The sequence below is a fragment of the Halapricum hydrolyticum genome, from assembly GCF_025517535.1.
GTDB lineage: Archaea > Halobacteriota > Halobacteria > Halobacteriales > Haloarculaceae > Halapricum > Halapricum hydrolyticum.
Window position 1 is genome coordinate 59,972 of sequence record NZ_JAOPKC010000007.1, and the last position, 21,665, is coordinate 81,636.

Annotated in this window: 21 protein-coding genes and 1 pseudogene; 7 read left to right on the top strand and 15 right to left on the bottom strand. The window is 60.4% G+C overall.

Annotated features, from left to right (window positions below; all coding sequences use genetic code 11):
- Positions 1–5: 5 nt before the first annotated feature.
- The 3 genes from OB916_RS08410 to OB916_RS08420 all read right to left on the bottom strand — a co-directional run bounded on the left by OB916_RS08410 (position 6) and on the right by OB916_RS08420 (position 4,466).
- Positions 6–1,238 carry a cation:proton antiporter gene (locus tag OB916_RS08410; RefSeq protein WP_315908847.1) on the bottom strand — a complete coding sequence of 411 codons (1,233 nt, stop codon included), beginning with the start codon at positions 1,236–1,238 and terminating at the stop codon, positions 6–8.
- A gap of 43 nt (positions 1,239–1,281) precedes the next feature.
- On the bottom strand, positions 1,282–3,267 hold the full coding sequence (locus tag OB916_RS08415; protein WP_315910557.1) for a thiamine pyrophosphate-binding protein: 1,986 nt from the start codon (positions 3,265–3,267) through the stop codon (positions 1,282–1,284).
- A 119-nt stretch (positions 3,268–3,386) separates the two neighbouring features.
- A complete protein-coding gene (locus OB916_RS08420) occupies positions 3,387–4,466 on the bottom strand; it encodes a two-component system sensor histidine kinase NtrB (RefSeq protein WP_315910556.1) in 1,080 nt (359 codons plus the stop codon).
- Positions 4,467–4,575: 109 nt separating this feature from the next.
- Between OB916_RS08420 and OB916_RS08425 the strand changes: the two genes are divergently transcribed.
- A complete protein-coding gene (locus OB916_RS08425) occupies positions 4,576–5,811 on the top strand; it encodes an MFS transporter (RefSeq protein WP_315908850.1) in 1,236 nt (411 codons plus the stop codon).
- A gap of 151 nt (positions 5,812–5,962) precedes the next feature.
- On the opposite strand, the gene OB916_RS08430 is transcribed toward OB916_RS08425, so the two are convergent.
- The 5 genes from OB916_RS08430 to OB916_RS17085 all read right to left on the bottom strand — a co-directional run bounded on the left by OB916_RS08430 (position 5,963) and on the right by OB916_RS17085 (position 9,286).
- The gene (locus OB916_RS08430; protein ID WP_390884067.1) at positions 5,963–6,319 is read right to left on the bottom strand and encodes a hypothetical protein; all 357 of its coding nucleotides are present in this window, start codon (positions 6,317–6,319) and stop codon (positions 5,963–5,965) included.
- A 169-nt stretch (positions 6,320–6,488) separates the two neighbouring features.
- Positions 6,489–6,980, bottom strand: a complete 492-nt coding sequence (locus OB916_RS08435) for an SRPBCC family protein (protein ID WP_315908852.1) — start codon at positions 6,978–6,980, stop codon at positions 6,489–6,491.
- A 158-nt stretch (positions 6,981–7,138) separates the two neighbouring features.
- A complete protein-coding gene (locus OB916_RS08440; RefSeq protein ID WP_315908853.1) occupies positions 7,139–7,537 on the bottom strand; it encodes a putative quinol monooxygenase in 399 nt (132 codons plus the stop codon).
- Positions 7,538–7,615: 78 nt separating this feature from the next.
- The gene (locus OB916_RS08445; protein WP_315908854.1) at positions 7,616–9,037 is read right to left on the bottom strand and encodes a dihydrolipoyl dehydrogenase; all 1,422 of its coding nucleotides are present in this window, start codon (positions 9,035–9,037) and stop codon (positions 7,616–7,618) included.
- A 96-nt stretch (positions 9,038–9,133) separates the two neighbouring features.
- Positions 9,134–9,286, bottom strand: coding sequence for a DUF7837 family putative zinc-binding protein (locus OB916_RS17085; RefSeq protein ID WP_449267323.1), 153 nt, complete (start codon positions 9,284–9,286; stop codon positions 9,134–9,136).
- Between the two features lie 284 nt (positions 9,287–9,570).
- Between OB916_RS17085 and OB916_RS08450 the strand changes: the two genes are divergently transcribed.
- Positions 9,571–9,873, top strand: coding sequence for a HalOD1 output domain-containing protein (locus tag OB916_RS08450; protein ID WP_315908855.1), 303 nt, complete (start codon positions 9,571–9,573; stop codon positions 9,871–9,873).
- Positions 9,874–9,903: 30 nt separating this feature from the next.
- Here the strand turns inward: OB916_RS08450 and OB916_RS08455 are convergent, their stop codons facing one another.
- Positions 9,904–10,707 (bottom strand): TrmB family transcriptional regulator, encoded by an 804-nt coding sequence (locus OB916_RS08455; protein WP_315908856.1) that lies wholly within the window; start codon positions 10,705–10,707, stop codon positions 9,904–9,906.
- Positions 10,708–11,095: 388 nt separating this feature from the next.
- Between OB916_RS08455 and OB916_RS08460 the strand changes: the two are divergent.
- From OB916_RS08460 to OB916_RS08475, 4 genes and pseudogenes are all read left to right on the top strand, one after another.
- Positions 11,096–11,587: pseudogene (locus OB916_RS08460) on the top strand (TrmB family transcriptional regulator); the annotation flags it as partial.
- A gap of 96 nt (positions 11,588–11,683) precedes the next feature.
- Positions 11,684–12,403: an NAD(P)H-hydrate epimerase gene (locus OB916_RS08465; protein ID WP_315908858.1), complete on the top strand. Its 720-nt coding sequence runs from the start codon at positions 11,684–11,686 to the stop codon at positions 12,401–12,403.
- A gap of 315 nt (positions 12,404–12,718) precedes the next feature.
- Entirely contained in the window at positions 12,719–13,939 is a 1,221-nt protein-coding gene (locus OB916_RS08470; RefSeq protein ID WP_315908859.1) for an RNA-guided endonuclease InsQ/TnpB family protein, read from the top strand.
- Between the two features lie 265 nt (positions 13,940–14,204).
- A complete protein-coding gene (locus OB916_RS08475; protein WP_315908860.1) occupies positions 14,205–14,813 on the top strand; it encodes a MarR family transcriptional regulator in 609 nt (202 codons plus the stop codon).
- A gap of 326 nt (positions 14,814–15,139) precedes the next feature.
- Here OB916_RS08475 and OB916_RS08480 read toward each other — a convergent pair whose 3' ends face one another.
- The 3 genes from OB916_RS08480 to OB916_RS08490 form a co-directional block, all read right to left on the bottom strand.
- Entirely contained in the window at positions 15,140–16,162 is a 1,023-nt protein-coding gene (locus OB916_RS08480; protein WP_315908861.1) for an NAD(P)/FAD-dependent oxidoreductase, read from the bottom strand.
- A 153-nt stretch (positions 16,163–16,315) separates the two neighbouring features.
- Positions 16,316–17,110: an iron-sulfur cluster assembly protein gene (locus OB916_RS08485; RefSeq protein WP_315908862.1), complete on the bottom strand. Its 795-nt coding sequence runs from the start codon at positions 17,108–17,110 to the stop codon at positions 16,316–16,318.
- A 3-nt stretch (positions 17,111–17,113) separates the two neighbouring features.
- Positions 17,114–18,166: an amidohydrolase family protein gene (locus OB916_RS08490; protein WP_315908863.1), complete on the bottom strand. Its 1,053-nt coding sequence runs from the start codon at positions 18,164–18,166 to the stop codon at positions 17,114–17,116.
- A gap of 96 nt (positions 18,167–18,262) precedes the next feature.
- Here OB916_RS08490 and OB916_RS08495 point away from each other — a divergent pair, with 96 nt between their 5' ends.
- Positions 18,263–19,303, top strand: coding sequence for an NAD(P)-dependent alcohol dehydrogenase (locus OB916_RS08495; RefSeq protein WP_315908864.1), 1,041 nt, complete (start codon positions 18,263–18,265; stop codon positions 19,301–19,303).
- An 18-nt stretch (positions 19,304–19,321) separates the two neighbouring features.
- On the opposite strand, the gene OB916_RS08500 is transcribed toward OB916_RS08495, so the two are convergent.
- The 3 genes from OB916_RS08500 to OB916_RS08510 form a co-directional block, all read right to left on the bottom strand.
- On the bottom strand, positions 19,322–19,816 hold the full coding sequence (locus tag OB916_RS08500) for a cupin domain-containing protein (protein WP_315908865.1): 495 nt from the start codon (positions 19,814–19,816) through the stop codon (positions 19,322–19,324).
- A 75-nt stretch (positions 19,817–19,891) separates the two neighbouring features.
- A complete protein-coding gene (locus tag OB916_RS08505; RefSeq protein ID WP_390884068.1) occupies positions 19,892–20,722 on the bottom strand; it encodes an alpha/beta fold hydrolase in 831 nt (276 codons plus the stop codon).
- A 144-nt stretch (positions 20,723–20,866) separates the two neighbouring features.
- A complete protein-coding gene (locus tag OB916_RS08510) occupies positions 20,867–21,571 on the bottom strand; it encodes a bacterio-opsin activator domain-containing protein (protein WP_315908867.1) in 705 nt (234 codons plus the stop codon).
- Positions 21,572–21,665 lie beyond the last annotated feature (94 nt).

The following is a 21,665-nucleotide window of genomic DNA, read 5'->3' on the forward strand; positions in this document are numbered from 1 at the left end:
CTGCGTCACCCGCCGCTCGAATCGCCCAGCCCAAGCCGCGTCAGGACGGGCGGCATCAACAGCCCCTGGACGACGATGCTGATCACGGCGACGCCGAACACCATCACCTGCAGTTGCTCGCGGAACGGAAACCCCTGCGGGAGCGACAACACCAGCGCGACCGGCACGACGGTATGCAGACCGCCCCAGACCATCACGTGCTGGCAGTACAGGGGAACCGGCTGGCCGCGTATGAGATTGGTTCCTGTGACCAGTGGGTAAATCGTGGCCGCGCGGACGACGACAACGAGAATAGCGGCCGAGACCACGAGTCCGGCGTTCTCGATGAACGCATCGATCCGGATTTCGGCACCGATGAGGACGTACAGCATCGTCGTGACGAGAAAGGCCGCGGTCGTCCAGAGTTCCTGGACGTGGGACTCGCTCGTGCTCATCTTGTGGTGGGTCTCCTCGTGTGCACCCATCAACAGTCCCGCACCCACAACCGCGAGAATCCCACTCACTCCGAGGAAGTGTTCGGCGAGCAGAAAGCTCCCGTAGGTGACCAGCACGGTGAGCAGGAGGATGCTCATCCTGTCGTCGAGCTGGCGCATCGCGATGTGGGCGAGGTAGCCGACAACCATGCCCAGGACGAGCCCTCCACCACCGACGAGGGCGATGTCGCCGGCGATGCCGACGAGAGAACGCGGTGTCGCAAGCGCCGCGACCGATCCGGAGGCTTCGAAGGCGGCGACCACCGCGGAGAAAATCACGATCGCGACGCCATCGTTGAGGAGGCTCTCGCCTTCGATGGTGACCGCGAGCTGTTCGGCGACGTCGAGCTCGTCGAAGATCGACAGCACTGCGGCAGGGTCGGTCGGGAGAATGATCGTCGCGAACAGCAGCGCGACAAGCAACGGAAATCCGAACGCAACCGAGCCGACCACGCCGAGAATCACGACCGCAAGTGGGAGTCCAATGACCGTGAGAACCACAATTAGGCTCGTGTTTCGCCACAGTTCTTGGACGTCGATCGTCGTCGTCCCGTGGAAAATTATCGTCGGCAAAAAGATTGTCAGGATCAGGTCGTCGGTGAGCGGGAGGTCAAAGGAGAGTCCCACTGCCGAGACGACCACGCCGATGAAGACAAGCGCACTCGCAAACGCGACCCGATCCTGGTTGCGGACCACCAATCGGACGACCAACGCCAGCGCGAATACTCCAAGGACGCTGAGTAGCAGCGATGTGAACCCGCTCACGCGTTCGCCCCGATGGAAGTTTCAGTCACGACCATACGATCGCTCAGATGGGGTCCGAGTCAGTGAGTATTTCGACGAGTGCGGGGCCATCGTGGTCGATCGCGGTTTCGAGCGCCTCGTCGAGGTCGTCCGGGTCGTCGACGAAGAGGCCGTGTCCGCCACAGTTCTCCGCGAATGCGGCGAACTCCGGGTTCACGAGGTCGGTCTGCCAGACGTCCCACCCGCCCGTACGCTGCTCCTTGCTGATCTTCCCGAGTTCGTCGTCGTTCAACAGGACGTGCGTGATATCCATGTCGTACTTGACGGCGGTCGTGAACTCGCTCATGTACTGGCCGAACCCGCCATCGCTGGACACCGAGACGACCTTCCGGCCGGCAAACTGTGACTCGGGTTCCTGCGTGGCTGCCCACGCCCCAAGGGCCGCCGGGAACGCGAAGCCGATCGACCCGAGATAGCCGGACATGAGCACGGACTGGTGTTCCGGTTCGAAATACCGGCCGAACGCATAGGTGTTGTTCCCGACGTCGACGGGAATGATGGCGTCGTCAGGGACGAGTCGGGTCATCGCTTCGAAGGCGGTGGCGTAGTTGACGCCACGCTCGGGCGTCCCGGCGCGTCGAGTTGCCTTCTCCTCGCGCCAGATCTCCCACCGATCGGCGAGTTCTTCGCGCTGGCTCTCTGCCTCGACGCCCTCAATTCGGTCAATGAGCTCGTCTACAGTGACGCCGATCTCGCCCCACACTGGAACATCGATGCTGTGGAACTTGCCCAGCGTCATCGCATCGTAGTCGACGTGGATTATCGGCTTGTACTCGGCAATGCCCGTGTGATTCGAGAAGCTCGCGCCGAAGACGGCCAGCAGATCCGCCTCGTTCATGAAGTGACTCGCGATCGGCGTTCCGCTCCGGCCGAGGACGCCCCCCGCGAGTGGGTGGGAGTCGGGAATCTGTCCTTTGCCCTTGAACGTCGTCAGCACCGGACAGTCGAACCGTTCGGCGAGGTCGACGATGCCGTCCATCTCGAAGCGAGCGCCGTGGCCAGCGATGATGACCGGACGCTCGGCGGTTTCGAGCAGGTCCACCGCATCTTGAACTGCGTCCTCGGGCGGGCTGATGTCGCGTTCCGTGATGCGCCCCTCGGGGTCGCCGGGCTCGACACCCTCGGCGGACTGCGTTTGTATCTCGTCCGGGAAGATCAGGTGCGAGACACCGCGTTCGAGGATGGCGGTTTTGGCCGCTCGGGTCGCGAGTTCAGCGTGCTGGCTGTCCGGCAGGACGGTCGCCTCAAACTCGGCGACGTCGCCGTAGGCGGCTTCGAGGTCGACTTCCTGGAAGTTCCCCGTCCCGAGGACTTGCGACTCGACCTGCCCCGTGAGGGCGATCGTCGGCGAGCGGTCGACGTTGGCGTCCCACAGGCCCGTGAGCATGTTCGTCGCACCGGGGCCTGCGATGGAGAAACAGGCCGCCGGACGCCCGGTGAGTTTTCCGTATGCCGAGGCGGCGAACGCGCCGGCGCCCTCGTGCCGAACGCCGTAGTACGCGAGGTTTCCCTGGTCGGCCTCACGGCGGAGCGCGTCGGCGAGGCCGAGATTCGAGTGACCCACGATCCCCCAGACCTGTCGGACGCCCCAGTTGACCAGCGTCTCGGCGATGACGTCGGAGACCGTTCGCTCGTGAGGTTCTTCTTCCGGAAATCCGACGTAGATTCCGTCCTCGCGTTCCTCGACCGGGAACGTCTGGACGCAGTCGTCGTGTGGACCGGGTGTCTCGCCGGTCAGCGGGTCGAAGTCCCACCCGTGCCACGGACATCGGAGATATCCTGTCTCGATGGATCCCTCACCGAGGGGTCCGCCCTGATGCGGACAGTTGTTGTCGAGAGCAGCATACTCACCGTCATAATGGGTTACAGCCACGGTCGTATCGCCACAGCTAACAGCCTTGACTCGACCTTCTGGTAGTTCACCAGGTGAAAGAGCTTTGTACCACGTCGTGTCTCCGTGTGGCGTGTTCGGGGAAGAGCTATCAGCCATGTCTTTGTAGAGCTTGGAGAACAGGCTTAATGACGCTGTGGGCGTTGAGACGCGTTCCATCTACCCGCAGTATTTATATACTGTTTGCTGAGTGAAGTCCCGTTCTCCCTCGCTCGAGGTTAGGAGACTTCGATCTCGAAGCGAGTTCCCCCTGCTTCGGCATCATAGACAGTAATTTCCCAGCCGTGCGCCTCGGCGATCTCGGCGACGATAGCGAGGCCGAAGCCAGTTCCGTCACTGGTCGTTGTATGTCCCCACTCGAATACGGTATCTTGTTCGTCTGCTGGGATCCCTTCGCCGTCATCTTCCACGTAGAACCCGTTACGATCGTCTCTGTCGAGCGTTCCGACACGGACAGTAACCGTCTCCCCACCGTGAGTGTGTGCGTTCTCGAAGAGGTTTGCAAAGAGTTCGTGGAGGCGGTCCCGATCCGCGTAAAGTGTCCTCGATGACTTGATTTCGAGAGTCGCTGGGTCGAGTTCACAGTCGATCCAGACCTCTCGTGCCAGGGGCTCCAACTCGATGTCCGTTCTCTCGCCGACGAGGTGTCCTTCCCTGGTAAGCTGCAAGAGTTCAGACAACATCTCGTCCATCCGGTCTACGGCGTCCTCGATGGCGTCGAAGTGTTCGGGATCGCCATTCTCCCGGGCAAGGGTCACATGGCCGTTGATGATCGAGAGCGGGTTCTTCAGGTCGTGTGAAACGATACTGGCGAATCGATCTAGCCGTTCGATCTTCTCTTCGAGGTCTCGACGGTGTTCGACGCGGTCGGAGATGTCACGGAGCATCGCGATCATCTGGGTCGGGTCGGTTCCATCTTCTCCGGCGTCGAGTGCGGCTCCGGAGATTTCGGTCGGAACCTCTTCGCCGTCCTTGGTGAGACAAGTCAGGTCGTCGGTGAAGCCTGATCCTTCCTGGTAGACTTGAGAGATGAACTCCTTTCGGACGCGCTCGACGTCATTTGGATGAATATCCTCCGGATGCATCGAGAGGAGTTCCTCGCGGGAGTATCCGAGCAGGTCGCAGGCTGCGGGATTGACATCGAGAAAGGATTCGGTCTCCAGGTCAACGACCATCACTGCGTCGTTGTTATATTGGAAAATCTTGCGATAACGCTCTTCAGGAGATGAATCCGGGGCTGCGGACGTCCTCGCCGAACGGTCACTCGGAGGGTCATCACGATCCTGATCTTCAGCCATTTTCCTAGCGTAGGTACAGATGTCTTCTATATATAATACGCGCTGCGGTGTGCAATACATCCGAACCCCTCCGTGGGTTTTTATTTACGCTGATTAGTACACCAACATAATGGATACGGAGTCACAGGAGCAGGAACAGCCGAAATCAAGTCGCTACCGTGTCCTCCTCATTCTTGCTGTTGCCGAACTGCTGGCGATGACGCTCTGGTTCAGTGCATCAGCGGTTGGGCCGGAACTCGCGGCGCTCTGGGATCTTTCGAGCGCTGAGACGGCATGGTTGACGAACGCGGTGCAACTCGGATTCGTCGTCGGTGCCGTGCTTTCTGCGACACTCACCCTGTCGGATACGATTCCGCCGCGGTACCTGTTTGCTGTCTCAGCCGCCATCGGTGTGGGAGCGACTGCCCTTATCGCCCTTGCCGTGTCGTCGTTCATCCCGGCCGTTCTGTTACGGTTTCTCACCGGTATCGCACTGGCCGGTGTGTACCCGACAGGCATGAAAATCATGGCTGGCTGGTTTCGGGAAGGCCGCGGGTTCGCTATCGGCACGCTTGTCGGTGCACTCACGATCGGGTCGGCGATGCCGCATCTGCTTCGGGCGATCGGTGGTGTCGGTCGTCCGCGACTCGTCTTACTTGGTGCGGCTGGGCTCGCAGCAGTCAGTGGTGTGCTCGTTCTCTTTGTGCGTCCAGGCCCCTATCAAGCTCCGGCAGCACCGTTCGATCCCGGAGCCGTTCGGCGGATGCTCGGTGACCGCGGAACGATGCTCGCCAATCTCGGATATTTCGGTCACATGTGGGAATTATACGCCGTCTGGGCGTGGATTCCCGTCTATTTGGCTGCAAGTTTCGCTACCAGCGGCGACCCGGCACCGACACTCGCTGCGCTGCTCGCATTCGGAACTATTGCAGTAGGGGGTATCGGTGCCGTCGTCGCCGGTGTGTTCGCAGATCGTATCGGACGGACAACCGTCACGAGCGGAAGTATGATCGTCAGCGGCACAGCCTGTATCGGTGCCGGCTTCGTGTTTGGTGGGCCCCTGCTCATCCTCATCCCCTTCCTGTTGATCTGGGGGTTCGTTATTGTCGCCGACTCCGCGCAGTTCTCGGCGGCCGTCTCCGAACTCGCCGAGGACAGTTACGTCGGGTCAGCCCTGACGCTCCAGACTGCCATCGGATTTCTACTCACGGTGGGGTCGATCCAAGTCACACCGATTATTGCCGATGCCGTCGGCTGGCAGTGGGCCTTTGCGCCACTAGTCATCGGACCGTTTGTCGGGACTGTTGCAATGCTGTGGCTCCGACGGCTTCCTGAGGCAACTGCACTGGCTGGCGGCCGCGGATGACCCCGCTCCACTTTCAGGCTGCGAGGATGACTCTATTATACAACAACCGACCAAGCGTGTTCGCGTAAGAGCGACATGGACCAGGGCGACAAGACTCACCCTGGATAATACTCGTATACTGATTCTGAGATGGGATTAGCTGTTCCGAACGTCAGAACGTGATGATTTCGTAGCCGTCGTCGACGAGCGAACGGATACTGGGGTGCCCGTCGTGGTCGTCGAGCCGAACTACGCCGGAGTCGTTCACTGCATCGTCGACACCGAACGCTCCGGAGCAGAAATCACACGCGGACGCATCATCTTTGACCGCCTGGTAGAGTTCGTGCTGGTCACTGTCCGGATCTTCGAGTTCAGGGATCCACTGAGTTCCTGCTCCGTCGAAGATGAGCTCTAGTTCGTCTCCGTCGGTCTCTGCGAACTCCTTCGCCGTCTCGAGACCGTTAACGATTCGACCCAAGTTCGCGTGTCCCTCGGTTCCAGCGAGAATCACAACTGCTGCTTTTGTCATTGCATCAGCTAGAACAGTCTCCGAAGATATAATCCGTCTGCGGCCGTGCAACGAGGATACGCTTGCGAACGTGATTTATATACCTCCTGCTATTCGCCGAGACCAACGGCAGCAAAATTCGCTCTGAGCTGCCGTCTCAGGATACACTATCCATTGGTAGGGGGACTGATTACTCATAAGCGACATCGGTTCGGCCTTCCTCTGTAACGTCCTCTCGCTTGAGGACGTACGCTTCCAGGCCATTGAGGACTTCCTCGAACGTTTTCCGGAATCGGGACTCCATCATCACTTTCGCCATTATCGTCCCGAGAAATCCGTACTTGGGTTCGAACGTGGCGGCCATCGTGACCGCTGCAGCCGTATCACCACGTTCCTCAACGCGGATCTGGACCCGATTCTGCTTCAGAGGCATACTGCCGACATCGATGAATTCCACAGTGTACTCCGATCCTGGACTGTATTCGATAATCTTCTCTTCGATACGGCCACCATCCTCGAATACGCACTCGCGGGTCGCACCGACACCAGTCTCCGGGCCGTCTATGATCTTCGACGTCGCAACGTGTGGATTGTACTCGGAGACGCGACCGAACTCGTCGAGTGCAGTCCATACGTCTGTCGCCGGGGCTGAAATCACCTTTTCAACGCTCACATTGTGCATATCTGAGGAGAGTATTCGCTCCGATATAGCGCTGTCTTGGGAGTGCAAAATACAAACACAAGGAGAGGCGACAGAACCGCGACACCGCTCACCCAAAGTAGAACGTTCTCTCTGTTGGGGATAATGCTGTGTGGGATAGTTTTACTTCGTGTCCTGGGTCAGAGTTCGATGTCCGTGGCCGATTCGACTTCGAAGCGGGTTACGGCTGGCTCTCCTGCAAGTAACTCCGGTAGTTCAGCCTCGAACTGCTCGAAGTGGTCGGACTCAGCGTGGGCTCCGAACGCTGCCTCGTCCTCATACTGTTCGAAGAACCGGAAGAGATTCTCGTCGTCCACGTCGACCGCGACTCGATATTCGATGATTCCCTCCTCCTCCCGTGAATTCTCAGCTAGTTCTCGAACCAATTCGGTCGCTCTCTCACGATGTTCCGCAGCGATCGGAAACGCCGCATGGACTACTAACATTCCAACCGCACCGAGGAGCGACTGCTGGTTATGTCTTGAGCAACTGTGCAACTGAAGCACACGGGTGTGACCGACCTTCCACTCACTGATCAATGCGAGGACTCCCAGTATACCGCACTTATGAGGCCGCCATACTGACGCCCGGACAGACAAGCGGGGACCCTGGCAAAATCAGTGTGAGTGACCTCCTTGGGAGAACTGTCCCGAGAACGCTCGCTGAACCACCTCGGAGAGTGCAGGATGGATGTGGATGGATTCGCGAATATCCGTGACTGTCCCCGTCCCGGCTTTCATCGCGACGACGACCTCCTGGATGAGATCGGAGGCTTCGGGTCCGATGATATGACAGCCGAGGATTTCGCCCTCCAAGTCGATGATGACCTTGACGAAGCCGTCGGCTTTCATTGCACTTCCACGTGCTGTCTGGTCGTACCGATAGGTTCGCGTCGCATACTCCGTGCCGGCTTCCTGAAGTTCAGATTCGTGTGCACCTACCCCCGCGACTTCTGGTGACGCGAACACAGCGAAGGGCATCGCAGTGTAGTCGACTGGCTTGAGGTCGTCGCCGAAGAGATTTCGAGCGACGGCCTGGGCTTCGTGGTTCGCGCTGTGCTTCAGGAGATACTCGCCGACGATGTCACCCAGTGCCCAGACTCCCTCAGCGGTCGTCCGGAGATACTCGTCGGTTTCGACGAAGCCTCGCTCGTCGGTTTCGACCCCTGCTGCGTCGAGATCGAGTAGATCGGTGTTCGGAGTACGGCCAGCGGCCACGAGTAGCGCGTCCCCGGTTACGGTCACTGATTCGTCTCCGCGTATCCCGCCGTCGTCTCCGTACTCGTAAGGGTGGGCTTCGACAGTCACTGAACCATCACTCTCTGAGGCAGCTGTCGCTGCATGTCCGGTGTGGATAGTGAACCGCTCGGCGTATCGCTCAGTGAACGCTTTGGCGACCTCCTCGTCGGCTTCCGGGAGGAGATTCGGTCGTCGCCCGATAATCGTCACGTCGCTCCCGAACGTGCCGAAGAAGTGACCGAGCTCGGCTGCGATGTAGCCGCCTCCGACGATCACGAGGTGGTCCGGTGGGGTTTCCAACTGCAACGCTTCGGTGCTGGTGAGGTAGTCCACGTCGTCGATCCCGTCGATATCGGGGATTGCCGGCCGTGTCCCGGCAGCGATCAGCACTGTCTCGGCTCGAATTCGGGCTCCTTCGTCCTCGCCACTGACGATTTCGACCGTTCGCTCGTCGACGAATCGGCCTTCGCCCTCGTAGAGATCGTGTTGCGCGGAGGAACGGAGCCCCTTCCGGATAGAGTCGGCGTCGCCACTCACGTCCTCGTTGACCTCGCGAACCATCTCCGCGAAGTCCACATCAGTTATTTCTGCGTCAATGTGGAACGCGCCGGCACTCTCGATCGTCTCGAATACGTCTGCATGGTAGAGCAGCATCTTGGACGGGATGCACCCACGGTTGAGACACGTCCCACCGAGCGGTCCTTTCTCTACGACTGCAACTGACTGGCCTCGGTTGGCTGCTGCGTTCGCGACATCCAAACCGGAGCCGGATCCGATGACTAGAAAATCGACTTCGTTCATACATCTGTTATCCGTCCCCGTGAGTAATAATCATCTGCGCCGCCGTTCGGTTCTTTCCCACACTCGAATCAGTAGAACGCGGGACAAATGGCTCCGCTACCGTGGGGCGATTACCGCTGTACACGAGGGGCACTCGGCGAACACCCCGATCGAGTTATCCGACCGTTCGTATGTGATCAGCTCGTCTATCGGCTGGATATCGTGACCACAGTTCGGGCACACGCCGAGGCGTGAATCGTCGCTCATCATCAAGGGGGCGGGAGCGTGTGACAGGACGCCCCGTTCAGTAGTCGGTTGAAAAAGGGCATAAGCATTGGCCGGGTCTGCAATCTCGTTCCACAACAGCACTGAGGAATGACTGACGCTTGGGAGTTGAGATCATACCGGGTTTAGCGGGGCTATGATGCGTTATTTTCGACTCCACCGACACGAGCAGTACCAACACGCGTATCCAACTCGTCCATCCGAGACTTGTTTTGATGAATTGGGTGAAAATCTCCGGGACTTTTCGTCGTCTAGCACGAATCAAATCTGTGGAGTACGAAATCGGGCCGGAGGAATCGGTCAGCACGGCCGTCGTACGCGCGGTGAGCGCAGTTGAAGGCCGTGAACCGTGTTTTCTTCGACCACTGGCGGATGTCGTCGATCCGACTGCGTTAGATTCGTTGTTCGACCCGCGGTACGGCGGAACTCCTCGGACAGGCGGCCGCCTCTCGTTCATATACAACAATTGTTGCATCACGATCGACAATGGCGAGTATCTCACGCTCCAGTTGCTAGAAGACCGTTTCAGCGACGAACGCGATCAGGAACACTCTGACAGTCGCGTCCGCTGACGGAGTAGCTAATAGTTGCTCGTCGCGAGATTACTGCTTGGGATCGTGGGCGGTCAGCAACCCTTCTGCCATGAGCCGCCGAGCGATGACGACCAGCCCATTCCCGAATCCTTCGCCGAATATCGCTTGTTCTTCCTTGGTGTCTGTCATGAGTGAACTCACGAGGATCGTCGAGCGGTCGACCAGCAGGAGCCTGCCGATTGCCGTCTCGTCTGCAGTAGCATTCTCACCGTGTAACCACTCTAACCCAGAGATGAATGTCATAGCGTCCGGCACGGCCGTCTGGATCTGCTCTTGAAGCGACTCCGTCAGCGCGCCGATGAGAAGGTCGACCCCATTGCCGACCTCGTTGAGGGTGGCAACGAGGTCCTCGGTCAGCAGTGACTCGTCGCCCAGGACCAGTACGACCTCCTCGGATGCGTCCTCGATGAGTTGGTCCGTCCGATTTTCGATCGCGTCCCGTCCGGACATCGCCCATATCTGCTGGACGGGAGTCTCGTCTTTGTGCTCGACGATTTCGACCGTGTCCAGCGCATCGTGGAGTCGCTCGACGCGGTTTTCGTACTGGTCGCGCAGGGTCTCGGTCGCCTCGTCGAGTGGAACCGCCCGGAATTGCTGGGGGCTCGAGTGCTGAATCTCGACCAGACCTTGTGCCTCCAGCACGCGAATCGCGTCGTACACCCGCGTCCGAGGAACCTCCGTCATCTCACTCAATTGCTTCGCTGTACCCGTGTGGAGACGGGACAAGCCGACGAAGCATCGCGCCTCGTACTCTTTCAAGCCGAGTTGCTGGAGGACTTCGATCGCTTCCTCCAGACTATTATTAGTGGTCATGTGTCCCAACCTCACGGGGAGTTCCCCGGCGATTCTCTGAACGTTCGCTCCCGACACGGATAGGCATTGTCACTCCTGTCATGACGGCTAGTGCGGATGAGACGTGACAGGGGGAATATAAGCGTCCGAATCCGCCGCAGAGACGCCCTTTCGAATTCGTTGTGATTTTTTCAGTTACAATAGATGGTCCAGGATTGTACCGCGTCAAAGCATAGATAAACTAGAAATCGAAAAGTAACCCGTTTAATCACAAAAGAGATATACCGGGTGGAAGCTAATCCTTCCATCGGCACGCAGTTCAGTTCAGTGTCCCAACCACCGTACTGTTGCGTGCCGGCCCAGCCACTCTCCGTGGCTGGGCTCACAATGACCCACATCCACCTGATCGATGAGCAGTGATCCGATCGAAGATCCACAGACCGCCGCGATCGAGCAACTCGAACGGTTCGGGTTGAGTGCCTACGCCGCGCGGACGTTCGTCGCACTTGCCAGCCTCGGCACGGGGACTGCCAGAGACGTCAGCCAGGTGTCAGAGGTGCCCCGCACCAGAGTATACGATGCGATCGACGAGTTACACGACCGGGGACTCGTCGATATCCTCCAAGCCTCGCCCAAGCAGTTCTGGGCGATCTCCGCCGAAACCGCGAGTCGGACGTTCGAACACGAACTCCAGCACCGCACGGAAATCCTCCAGACGGCGCTGAGTGAAATCGAACCCGTCGAACGTCGGGCCGAACAGCGCGGCGTCTGGACGGTCGACGGACAGACTGCGGTCACGGAACGCGTCTTGGAGTTCTTCGCCGGCGCGGACGATGAAATCGTCTACATGACTGTCGAAGACCTCCTCACCGAGGACCTGATCGAGGGTTTCAACAAGGCCTAACAGCTCTGAACAGCCGCATTGGAGGCAGGAGGGTTTCGCCCGCTTCGGACGCCACTGGCGAGGTATTTGTCCCTGCTCTACCATGACTGAGACATGTCCCGAAACTCGTTTCGCACGTCGACTGGGCGGTCGGTCACCGCGGTCACCGCCGACGAGATGCGAGACGTCGACCGTGACGCCGTCGAGGATGTCGGGTTACAGTTACTCCAGATGATGGAGAATGCAGGTCGTATACTTGCCTGGCACGTACGTGACGTTCGAGAGAGCGACGTGGTGGTTGTTGCTGGGAACGGTGGGAACGGCGGTGGTGGACTCACCTGTGCACGACACCTCGCTAATAGAGATGTCCCCGTTCGAGTGGTTCTGGACAGACCATCAGAGGAACTGAGTGGCGCGGCGGCTCACCAGTACCACATTCTCGACGAGATGGGTGTCTCAGTCACTTCCGGTGTCGAATCACTCGCCGACGTCGCCGAACGGACAACCATCGTCGACGCACTGATCGGCTACGGACTCAGTGGTGACGTCCGGCCACCGGCGGATGCGTACATCGACCGGATGAATGGCCTATCTGGTCCGACTGTCTCACTCGACGTTCCGTCCGGTATCGACGCTACTTCTGGCGAGCCACTGGGCGAGGCAGTTTCGCCAGCCCGCACGGTCACCCTTGCTCTTCCGAAAACGGGGCTCGATGCCCTTGCAGGGAAGCTTTATCTCGCGGATATCAGTATCCCTCGAACCGTGTACGAGCGGCTCGGAATAGAGTATGAACCGCCGTTCGGAGACGACGACTGGATTCGACTTGAACAGTGAGCAGGCGTCGCTTCTGTGTGACGTCGTTGCGGGGCCCTTCGCTTCTTGAAGTCCGTAGTTACGCTACTGGTTCGCATGATTCGTGTCGGCAGGGGGACACCGGATTTCACGCTCCCTGGAGCAGCCTCCGGGACAGTCGAAATGCAGGGATTCTCGGAATACACGGGTCAGGGCTGGACAGTGGTCCCAGCTATTCTTTCAATTTTCAAAAGAATACCGAGGCGGATTCCCCGCCCCACCGTGGGCGGGGTTGAAGCCGACACGCTGTGACACAAACCACTCGCTATTAAGTACCTCTCTTGTTTATTGAAGGGTGTGGCAGACGATGAGTATCTGAGACGTACCGCGATTACCCGCCCCATCCTTACCGACGAGCAACAGGAGTTGCTCGACGCGACAATCGGCGAGTGGAAGACTGCCTGCAACATCAGTAGCCGAATCGGATGGGACCACGGGGAAACGCGGAAAACCTATCTCCAGGACCTCACATACGATGACGTGCGCGAGGAGACCCATCTCGGGAGTCAGCACGTCATTCTCGCCACCCACCAAGCCGCAGCCGCGCTTTCGGGTGTCGAGGAAATCGAAGATCTAGACGAAGACTACAAAACATCCCGACCAACGTTCACTAGCAACACGGTAAAATACGACACGCGGACGATGACGCTGTTCGATGACAGCTCAGTCTCACTGACCACCGTCGATGGCCGGATTCGATGTGGCCTGAACCTCCCGGACGAAAAAGACGGCTATCAGCACGCCTACCTCGAAGACGACGACTGGGAGATGACAGAATCCACGCTCTCGAAGCGTGACGGGGAGTACTATTTGCATCTCGGTTTCCGAAAGGACAAACCGGCGAAGCAGGTTGCGGTGCAAGATGACGACGAGGACAGGACAGTTCTCGGCGTTGATCTCGGCATCGTCAACATCGCCACCACCAGCACAGCGTACTTCGCCTCCGGCAGAGAACTCCGGCACCAGCATCGAGAGTTCGAGCGGATTCGCGGCGAACTTCAGCAGACGGGGACACAGTCGGCCCATCGAACTATGCAGCAGATGAATGGCCGAGAGTCACGGTACGTCCGCGATCAACTGCATCAGGTTGCGAATCGGATTCTCCAAGAAGCACTCGACCATGACTGTGAGTACATCGCGTTCGAGAATCTGAAACACATCCGAGAGCGTGCGCCGCCTATCAAAGAGTTCCACCAGTGGGCGCACCGTCAACTCGTTGACCTCGTCGAGTATAAGGCCGAGGCCGAAGGCATCTGTGTGGAGTTTGTGTCACCTCGAAATACGTCGCGGCGGTGCCCTGAGTGCGGGCATACGAGTGAGGGGAACCGTGTACGGCAGGCCGAGTTCGAGTGTGAATCGTGCGGTGCGACGCAGAACGCGGATTACGTGGGTGCGAAGAATGTCGGATGGCGGTTTGTCCGCCGGGGCCTACAGTCGTCTCGGCGGACGGGCGACAGTCAACTCGCTCTGAAGTCAGGAACAGTGACGCCGAATCGGGGATTTGTCCCGTCCGACTGAGTGTTGGCAGAGGCCGAGTTCACTGACAAGCCCCGCGCCACCGTGCGCGGGGCAGTTGACCCGACTAAGTTGTCGTAGAACTATTCGTATGGCTTGAGTTCAGACGACTATCTGGTGACTCCTCCTGTACGTAGGTGCGCGTACGTATCGGCCACCGGTGCTGACGAACACACAGATTCGTCGTGTTGTGACTGTATTTACCAATACTATTAAATGGGTGACTATGGGGGTTGTTATAGTTCCACACAAAAATGAGGACTATTGTATGACACTCTCTTTATCAGGAAACGAACTACACCAATCCGCAGAAGATCCTGAAGAGGTGGCGTACGACCCGGAGTCAAGTCGATACGATCTCTACGAATGCTCAAGCTGTGATAACGTCGTCCTCGCGGTCGGACGCGACGAACCGGCGATGTCCTGTCACGACCAGCCGATGGAGCGCGTGAGGGACGGAGAGATGAGTGTGAAGCCCCCGGATATCGAACAGGTGTTGCTCCAGGCGTTCGGCCTTCCGAAGGCCGGCAACGACATCTGTCTGCGTGTCATCAGCGACGGGCCGCTATCCGCAAACGAGGTCGCCGAATCGATGGGCTACGACCGAAGTACGGTCACGCGGTATCTCAATAATCTCGTTGACCTGGGTCTGCTCCGGCGATCAGAGTTGAACCGCGAGGGTGGCGGCGTGGTCTACGTATACCACTCGGTTGATCTTGAACAGAGTCGACGCGAGACGCTGATTGGGTTATATATTTGGGCCGGTGAAGCAGCCGCACTAATCGAGGACGCCAACGCGACGAAACGGGACTCTCTCGACGAGAACCCTGACCAGAAGCCACCGGGCGTGTTCTGGGACTCGTCCGGCAATAAATAACAGAGAGTGTTGTAATCGGTCTCACACCTTGACAACGGTGCTCTTGGGGTTGTCTCTGCGTTCGTAGTTGACGAGTGCGATAACGAGGCGAAGACACAGTGCGAGAAGGTACTAACGGAGAAATCCGAGAACCATCGCGAGGTCTCGCGTCGGGCTATGTTCGTCGTCGATGCCGATCGTGTCATCCAGTGTGTGGGCAGTTCGCAGTCCTGACGAACCGCCTGGCCTCGACGTGTTGCGGAAGGCGACGAACTGTCGGGACGACGAGTGTGCTATCGACGAATCCAAAGAGTCAGTCTAACCGCTCTGCATCCGCTGGAACGGTTTCACTTCCCGTACGTGTGGAAGTCGACGGCCTGTTCGAGCAGTTCGTCCGGAATCCCGGGAACCTCTTCAGAACGCACCGGTCCCTGCTCCTCGAGGAGTTCGGGGTCTCTCGGGAAGTCTCGGAGCTGGAAGTGGACGTCGATTCCGGCTTTTGCGCCCTGACCGAGGGCGACTGGAATCTGATTGTGGCCCGGCGTACAGTCGCCGACGGCGTAGACGTGGTCGACTGACGTCCGCCCGTGGTCGTCCACCTCGATCGTGCCGTCGTCGTTGATGTCACACCCGAGCTCCCTGGCGAGCCCGTTGTTGTATTCGGCGCCGTACATTGCGAAGCCGCCTTTGTACTCCCGGACAGTCCCGTCCTCAAACTCGAGGGCTTTCAGCCAGCCGTCCTCGCCGTTCTGGATCCCCGAGACATCGTCGTGTATGACGTCGATCGGGTGATTCTCGAGCATCTCGGCGGTCTTCTCACTCCACTCGGGATCGTTACCGCGAGTGAGCAGGTCGACCTCGTCGGTGAAATTCAGCATGATGCCCGCGACGTGTGCGGCGCTCTCGGCATGTCCCATTACGTACACCGGTTCGTCGACGAACATGTGGGCGTCACAGTGCAGACAGTAGTGGAGGCCGCGGCCGGTTCGCGGCAGTGGCGGCTCCGGCCGAACGTCGTTGAACCCGGTCGCGAGAACGACACGGTTCGCCTCGTACTCCGCGCTGTTGCCGGAGAGCCGAATTCCGTCCGAGTCGGGTCGCGAACAGCTCGTGACCATGTCGCGGTGGATATCACACCCGTACCCCGTAAGCTGTTCTTGCCCGATGCCGAGAAACTCCGCCCCACTCGTCTCCTCTTTCACGCCCAGGAGGTTGTGGACCTCCTGCATCATCGCCGCTCGTCCGCCACCACGGTTGACGACGGCCGTATCGTGTCCGAGTCGCGTGCTGTAGAGTGCTGCTGTCATTCCGGCGGGCCCGCCGCCGATCACGACGACTTCGTACTCGTGGAGTTTGGCCTCGTCGCTCATGCACTGAACGATGCAGCCGACAGTAAAATAGCTACGCTCGGCGGCAGTCTCTCGTCGGTTCGCTGTCCGAGAGACAGATCCCAATGAGTACTATTCCGGATCGATCGCCGGATGACAGGCGATCGCGCCGACGAACCGGTACAGCAATCACTCTCAGTCGCCGGGTTCGTCGATAGTGACGTCGTTGCGGGACTCGTGGAGCGATGCACAGATCGTCGCCTGGCCCTCGATGTTCGAGACGGCGAGGCGGGCGTCCCGAAGGGAGAACTCGAACGCCTCGGGCTCCGGGTCTAGCGGCGAACCGTCTCGGTCGGCGAACAGGCGGTCGGTCCCGTCCGTGACGAGACCGGTCGCCCTGGCCTTCTCGAGGTACTCGGATAGCGGTTCGCGCGGAGCAGTGACCGTCAGCACCCCGTCCCGAACCGAGACCGCCACCGCAGCTGATCGGAATTCGAGGTCGATGTCGTCCCGCGTCAGCGACACAATCTGGTCGGGGTCGAGACCGGAGTCCCGGAGTGCCCGGATCGCGTCGTACTGTCGGGCGAACCGCGCCTTCTCGTCCAGCTTCCGCCGAACGTCAGCGATGCCGTCTTCGGCGTCCTCGAAGATCGATTCGAAGGACTGTTCCCGGTTAACGCCGGTCGTGATCTGCTCGCCGTGCATGTGGTCCGGCAAGCGAACGGTGACGTCGGTGACGCCCGGGAGCGCCCGCACTTCGTCGCGGATACCCGTCGCCATCATCCACGCGAACGCGGGCGAACACCAGGCCGTCGGCAGGACGAACGTGACGGTCACCGATCCGCCGTCGATGTCTATGTCGTCGATGTACTGTAACTCGACGATCGAGCGGTCGAGTTCGGGATCGTTGACCCTGTCGAGACGTTCGCGGATGGCGTCGGGATCGACGGGCGTCTCCGTCGCGTCCGCGGGTGAGTCTGTCGTTCCCATGGATCAGTCCGCCGAGGCCTCCTCGTAGGTATCTCCGAGATCGAACTCCCGACTGATCGCGTCGTCCTTGAACTGTTCTTTCTTCGCCTCGATGTCGATATCGTACAGTCGCGCAGCGTTCTCGCCCATGAACTTGCGCTTGACCTCCGGGGAGAGTTCGACGCCATACTCGGCGCGTTCGTCCTGGGTCAGTTCGGCGTCCATGACTGCGGGGATGAGCCAGTCGGGCTCCCAGATGGCGTAGTCGCTGCCGAAGAGAATGTTGTCCTCGCCGACCCAGAACAGCAGTTCCCCCATCATCTCGGCGAACTTCCGGGGACGGCTCTGGGCAAACGGAGCCGCGACGGCGAGGCCGCCGTACACGTTGGTCTCCTGGGTCGCGATGTGACAGAAGTCGTCAACCCGCGGGAAGCCGATGTGCTCGACGATGAAGTTGAGTTCCGGGAACGAGGACGCGGCGTCGTCGACGTCGCCCACGTCGAAGGCGTCGCGGTTCAGCGGCCGGATGGTCGGCCCCTTGTGCGCGTGAATGTTCTCAATGCCGAGTTCGACGCACTTATCGAGGAAGCGAAAGGCCTCGTCGCTGTCGAGGCGCCAGCCCTTCGAGTCGCCGCGCCACTCCGCCGTGTAGAGCTTCACGCCCTGGATGTCGTAGTCATCCTTGAGCCGTTCGAGGTGCGCGATGCCCTCGTCGCCGTCCCGGGGGTCAAAACTCCCGTTCAGCACGAACCGCTCGGGATATTCCTCGGCGAGCTCGGCGTTCTGGCCAGTCGTGTTGAACCCCTCGTCGTAAAAGTCCGTCAGGTACGTCGGCTGGAAGATGCCCATGTCGACGTAGCCGTCACGGAAGAGGTCCTCGACCATCCGTTCGGCCCCGTAGTTCCGATACGTGTCCATGTCCCACTGCTCCTCCTCGGGCGTGAATCCCGTGTGATAATCGTGGAAGCACTGGATGAACTGTTCGCCGCCCTCGTGGATGATGTTCTCCTCCCTGGCGTCCCAGAGGTGGATGTGCCCGTCGATCACGAACACGTCCTCGCCATTGTGTGTGTACATGGCTTTTGTACCATGGTAACACACACCGATAGTCGTTTTACCAATACTCATAGGCAGACCGCTTAGGCCGGTCGACAGCGTCGTGACAGACGGACCATGGACGCAGCCAGATTACACGAGTACACCGACGACATGAGAGAGGGACTCACAGTAGAAGCGATCGACCGCCCCGAGATCGACCGCTCGGACCACGTTCTCGTCGAGGTCGAGGGTGCGGGCTGGTGCCAGACGGACAACCACATCATCGAGGGGATGTGGGAGCAGTACGTCCCACAGCCACTCCCGATGACCCTGGGCCACGAGAACGCCGGTGAAGTCGTCGAAACCGGCGAAGAGGTCCAGCTAGTTTCGGAGGGCGACAAGGTGATCTGCCACCCCGTCCAGACCTGCGGTACCTGCCGGCCCTGCCGCCAGGGAGAGACGATGTACTGTGAGAACCAGTCGTTCAACGGGCTGACGACCGACGGCGGGTTCGCCGACTACCTCCTCACCAACGAGCGGGCGGTCATCCCGCTCCCCGGCGATGTCGATCCCATCGACATCGCGCCCCACGCCGACGCGGGGATCACCGCCTACCACGCAGCGAAGAAGGTCGTCGACGAACTCAACCCGGGGGATCACGCCGTCATCATCGGCATCGGCGGCCTCGGCCACATCGGCCTGCAGTGTGTCGACGCCATGAGTGCGGCCCAGATCACCGCCGTCGACCTCAAAGACTCCGCCCTGGAACTGGCCGACGGCTACGGCGCGGATCATCTGGTCAACCCCTCCGATGACGACCTGCGGGAGGTGGTCGACAGCGTCACCGACGGCACGGGCGCGGCCCAGGTGATGGACTTCGTCGGGGCTGACGTCACCACCGAATACGCGCCAGACATCACCGCGGCCGGCGGCGACCACCACATCATCGGCTACGGCGGGCACATCCACGAACCCGCCCAGGCGCTGGTCAACGGCGAGTTCTCCTTCGTGGGCAATATCGTCGGGCGCTACGCCGAACTCCAGGAACTCGTCTCGCTGGTCGAACAGGGCGAGGTCGACCTGCACACCAGCCGCTACGATCTTGAGGAGGTCAACACCGTCGCCGAGAAGCTCGAACACCGCGAGATCGACGGCCGCGCCGTCATCACGCCCTGATCGGGTTCGGAATCGGGGTCAGGGCACCTCCCCGTCCATCGACCCCTCGTACCACCGTCCCGTTTCAGCCCCGCAGCGCTCGCAGTACGCGACGACTGCCGCGTCGTCGTCGGTTCGAGCGAGCCGGTTGTCGGTCTCCTCCTCGCAGTCCGGGCAGTATCGCAGTTTCGGCTGGGTGCCGTACTCAAGCGGCGCGCCGAGCGCGAGCGCGCGGACCCGTTCGTCGCTCCGGTTCCAGCCGCGCTGGAACTCCTCGGGACCGAACCGGACGACTTCGCCCCCCGCGACCTCGACGGGGCCGTCCTCGGTCTCGAAAGTGGCTGTTCCCTCCTGGACGTAGAAGACCTCCTCCTGGATCTCGTGGCTGTGGTAGGCGAACGCGAAACTGTCCCCGGGTTCGAGTTCGTAGTAGTTGATCGCGAGATCGGTCGCGCCGAGGGCGTCGGTGAGCGGACGCATCACGGCCGCGGGCTGAAGGCTGTTTTCGACCTCGTCGATACGGACCTTCTCCATACGCACGCTCCGTCGCCCGGATGCAAAAACACGAGGGCATCGAAGGCGGTGCACGGACAGGCCGCCGGTGGCCGGCTACAGCAGGAACCCGGTCAGATGGTCGGTGAATTCGACCGTCCGGTCCTCGGGGACCCAGTGGTTGGCCTCGAGACCGATCAGTTCGCAGGTGGCGATGTCGCCCTCGAGACGCTCGGCCCACTCGATCGGCTGGAACTCGTCTTCGGTCCCCCACAGCAGGAGCGTCTCGGCGGTTACGTCGCTCGGGTCGACCTCGGTGGTGTGGCTCGTGTTCGTCGCGCTCGCGTTGCGCACGACGGAGGTGACGCTCGCCTCGGAGGACCACGGCGTCTTCATCCCGTCGAGGAACGCCTCGTCGTGATCGTCGCCGAACAGCGTCTGTCGGAAGAGGCCGTCGAGCATCTCCTGCAACTCCTCGACGCTGGTCTCGCGGGCTGTCTCGGGCAGTCCAAGGTCGGTGATCGTCTGGATCGGCCAGGAGTCGTAGGCGACGGAGTTCGACAGCACTAGTCGATCAATCGCCTCGGGCGTCCGGGCAGCGTAGCGCAGGCCAACACCACCGCCCAGGTCGTGACCGACGAAATCGATCGTGTCGAATCCCAGCTGGTCGACGAGGTCCCGGACCGCCAGCTCCTGGGCGCGGATCGAACGGTCGAACCCGTCGGTCATCTCGGAGTTCCCGTAGCCGACCATGTCCGGTGCGATGGCGCGTCGCTCGGCCGCGACCGCCTCGAACTGCTCACGGAACAGGTACGAGTTCGTCGGGATCCCGTGCAGGAAGACCACCGGATTGCCCGCTCCCTCGTCGCGGTAGGCCATCTCGACCTCGTGGTCGTCGACGGTGACTGTCGCGCTGTCCTGTGCTGCCGTCCATTCGTCGTAGGGTATTGTCATCGGAACAGGCACTCCTTGGAGAACATTGTACAGTTGCGCCCAAAGGGGTAGTGCCTATGGTAATAGGGAGCGTACGGCGAGCAAGTGTCTGTCCTCGAATAGGACGGCAGGTCCCCGGCTGCCTCGTGGGGGATCGGACTACCGCTCGGGTGCGTCGACGAACAGCCGATCCAGGAGTTTCTCCTGCGCGGTTCGGATGTGCTGGCTAAACGTTGGTTGGGAGATTCCGAGGGCCTCGGCACATTCCTCTGCGGTCGTCCGCCGCGGCCAGCTGAAATACCCGCTCAGGTAGGCCGTTCGGAGCACCTCGTGTTGCTTGTCGGTGAGCCGGTCGGCCAGCATCGCGTGGACGCCGCGCTCGCTCCGGACCGGGATGGGTTCCGCCGTGTCCCGGCACGCCAGGAGTTCAGAATTCGGATGCCTGTCCCGGAATCGCTCGACGACCCGCCTGACCTCGATGTGACCGGGGACGTCGGCCAGGACCGCACCGACGCCGCTCTCGGCCGACACCGACCGGGCGATAGCCCCCGTATCGGCGAGCGTTCGCGTCACGCAGGGGCCCGAGACGACAAACTCGAACAGCCCGCCGTCGGGCCCGCGACTGACGAGCCGCGCTTCGTCGATGGCACTCGACGCCTCGGCCATCGACAGGACGCGATCCGGCGGCGTCCCCTCTACGGTGAAGAACTCCAACAGCCGGTCGTCGGAGCGGTCGACCATGTGTTCGAGTTGGACCCGACAGTCAGTGACTGCGGACGCGTGGACGAACAGACAGTTGTGGTCGCGGATCTCGAACTCGAGTTCGACCGGCGATCCAGTGGTCTCTGTCGTCGTAATATCCATGATAGTTAATGACACTCGATCGGATTAATCGTTCGGGGTATTACCGTGAGCCACACCAAACGGGTCGGATATCGCACCGCCGGGCCGTATGTCC